The 2,712-nt window shown below is 66.3% G+C and carries 4 protein-coding genes; 3 read left to right on the top strand and 1 reads right to left on the bottom strand.

Annotated features, from left to right (window positions below; translation table 11 throughout):
• The coding region (locus B1A78_RS21360) for a cupin-like domain-containing protein (RefSeq protein WP_179102126.1) at positions 1-583 on the top strand (583 nt) is incomplete at its 5' end.
• Entirely contained in the window at positions 583-1,365 is a 783-nt protein-coding gene (locus B1A78_RS21355) for an enoyl-CoA hydratase (protein ID WP_077148854.1), read from the top strand. The genes B1A78_RS21360 and B1A78_RS21355, both read left to right, overlap by 1 nt.
• Before the next feature lie 6 nt (positions 1,366-1,371).
• Here B1A78_RS21355 and B1A78_RS21350 read toward each other — a convergent pair whose 3' ends face one another.
• Positions 1,372-2,205: an energy transducer TonB gene (locus B1A78_RS21350; RefSeq protein WP_077148853.1), complete on the bottom strand. Its 834-nt coding sequence runs from the start codon at positions 2,203-2,205 to the stop codon at positions 1,372-1,374.
• A 93-nt stretch (positions 2,206-2,298) separates the two neighbouring features.
• On the opposite strand from B1A78_RS21350, the gene B1A78_RS21345 reads away from it, so the two are divergent.
• The coding region (locus tag B1A78_RS21345) for a hypothetical protein (protein ID WP_144037958.1) at positions 2,299-2,712 on the top strand (414 nt) is incomplete at its 3' end.

Raw genomic sequence — 2,712 nt, 5'->3', positions numbered from 1 at the left:
GGTCGAGCGCGAGCGCGACCCCGATTATGAGCTCGCCAAGGACGACCACCGCCGCCGCGTCCGCTTCGGCGAGCTGGTCGAGTGGCTACGCAAGGACGAGGCGAGTAACGACATCTATCTGACCGCTTACAACAGCGGGACCAACGCCGCTGCGCTGGCGCCCCTGTGGGACGATATGGCGCCGATCGCGCTGCTCGACCCGCGCCCGCGCGACGGCTTTTTCTGGCTCGGCCCGAAGGGCACGCTCACCCCCTGGCACCACGACCTCACCAACAATTTGCTGGTGCAGGTGATGGGACGCAAGCGCGTGCGTCTGGCGCCGCCCTGGGCGTTCGCGCGGATGAAGAACAGCCGCCATTGCTTCTCCGACTGGGGCAATGAACCGCTGCCCGCCGGTGCGGGCGATGAGGATACGCCGCCGGTTCTCGAAACGGTCATCGGCCCCGGCGAGGGCATCTTCCTCCCCGTCGGCTGGTGGCATCAGGTCGAGGCGCTCGACCTGTCGGCGAGCATGAGCTTTACGAGCTTTCGCCGCCCGAACATCCATGTAGAGGATTATAAATCCTATGGAGAAATAGCCTGATGTCCCTTGTCCTCATCGCCCGCGACGACGGTGTCGCCACCGTCACCCTCAACCGTCCAGAGGCGATGAACGCGCTGTCGAAGGCGCTGCGCGCCGACCTTGCCGCCGCGATGCGCGAGGTCGCGGCCGATGACGGCATCCGTGCGATCGTGCTCACCGGGGCGGGCGAGCGCGCGTTCACCGCGGGGCTCGACCTCAAGGAACTCGGCGCCGACACGAGCAACCTCGGCGCCGCCAATGCGACGAGCGCCGACGAGAATCCGGTCAAGGCGATCGAACTCTGCCCGCAGCCCGTGATCGGCGCGATCAACGGCGTCGCGATCACCGGCGGGTTCGAGGTCGCGCTGGCGTGCGATATCCGCATCGCTTCGACGGGCGCGCGCTTCGCCGACACCCATGCGCGCGTCGGGGTGATGCCCGGCTGGGGGCTGTCGCAGAAATTGTCGCGGCTGATCGGCATAAGCCGCGCCAAGGAATTGTCGCTGACCGGCAATTTCCTCGATGCCGAAACGGCTTGCGCCTGGGGCCTGGTGAACCGGGTGGTGGCGCCGGGCGAATTGCTGCCGGCCGCGCAGGCGCTGGCGCGCGACATCGCGAGCGCCGACCCCGCGATGGTGCGCGCCTATAAGTCGCTCATCGATGACGGCTATGGCCTGCCCTTCGGCGAGGCGATGGCGCTCGAGCAGGCGCGCTCGTCGGCGGCGAACCGCAGCGTCAGCGCCGACGAGGTCGAGGCGCGGCGCCAAGCGGTGATGGAACGCGGTCGCGAACGCGCGGGGTAGTTTCCGTCAGGGGACCGACCATTGAATTTTGCTCAAATAGTAGCCGGCGACCGCTTCGCCGTTTTCGTTTCGGGCCGGGTCGAACTTGGCGCGTCGTCGAATTAGGTCGCAAGTGCTGCTATCGAGGATATCGTGGCCGCTGCTCTTGACGATGCGGCATTCCGAGACCGATCCGTCGGAGCCGACGGTGATGAGGAATCCCACTTCGCCCTCAAGTCTCGACTGTATCGCCGACACCGGATAATCGCTGTGGGTAACCCAGCGCCGCCCATAAGCGGCAGGTTTGGGCATGACGGGCGTCGCGCGGGCTAACGCCGTATCGATCCCCATGTCGGCCAGCAGTGCTTCGTGGCAGCGCGCGAATTGGCCAAAAGCGTCGCCTGCACTAGGCCAGCGTAGTTCGGCATCGAGCGACCCGCTCGAAAAGCGGAAATTTTGATCGCCCTTCACGAGTGCGGGAAGGTTGAAGTCGTTCACATATATTTGAAGGAACTGCTCGTTGCGTCCCGGAACGGTGCCGTTTTGCCCCCCGAAGCTCTTGGCATTGTCGCTGCCGACCAGCGATAGATCAATCTGCCCGGGGCGTACATCGTGCAGTGCGGTCGGGCTGGCGAGCGTTGCCATATAGTTTGTGAGCGAAAAGCTCGTCCGGAACTGCACGACCAGTCGCTCGTCGCCGGACGCAAATTCGCGCGATAGCGTACAGAATTCGGGCTGCTGGTCGAGCCGGGTCGGGCCTGCAGGTTGCCAGACGGCGGGGGCTTCGGCCGCCGCGACGGGCGTCGCCGCCACGAAGAGCAGGGCAGGGGCGGAAAACAGGGTCGGCAGGAGCGATCGCATGGCCCGATGTTCGTCATGGCCGGGAAAAGGTCAAGCGGCTGTTATCGGGGTGGTAACCGCCTTCGGCTAAAGATGTCGGCAAAGGGGCGGTCGATGGCATTCATGAGCGATTACCAGAAGGACCAGATCCGCGACGGCGAGATCCGGCGCTTCGAGCGCTGGTTCGTCGACACCGCGATGGGGCCCGCCTATCGCGGGCGCGACGGGCGGGTGCGCGGGGTGAAGGCGGAGGAGGTCGCGCGCTGGCGCGCCGACCTCGAGGCGCATATCGACGCGATGATCGCGGGGCTGCCGTTTCAGGCGCTCTGGGCGGTCGGCGGCTTGCTGGCCGTGGTCTTCCTTGGCGGCTGGCTGCTCGATCTGCTCGCGATCCAGCCGCGCTTTCATGGACCCGCGATCGGCCTCGCGATCTTCATCGTCGAGGCGGGCACGGTCGGGATCGAGGCGTGGGACTATATCGGCGGCTGGCGCGAACGCCGCGATGCCATCGAAGCCACGGTCGCGGCG

This window comes from Sphingopyxis sp. KK2 (assembly GCF_001990265.1).
Taxonomy (GTDB): Bacteria; Pseudomonadota; Alphaproteobacteria; order Sphingomonadales; family Sphingomonadaceae; genus Sphingopyxis.
The sequence above is the reverse complement of the archived record's forward strand: the minus strand, read 5'-3'. Positions and strand labels throughout refer to the sequence as shown.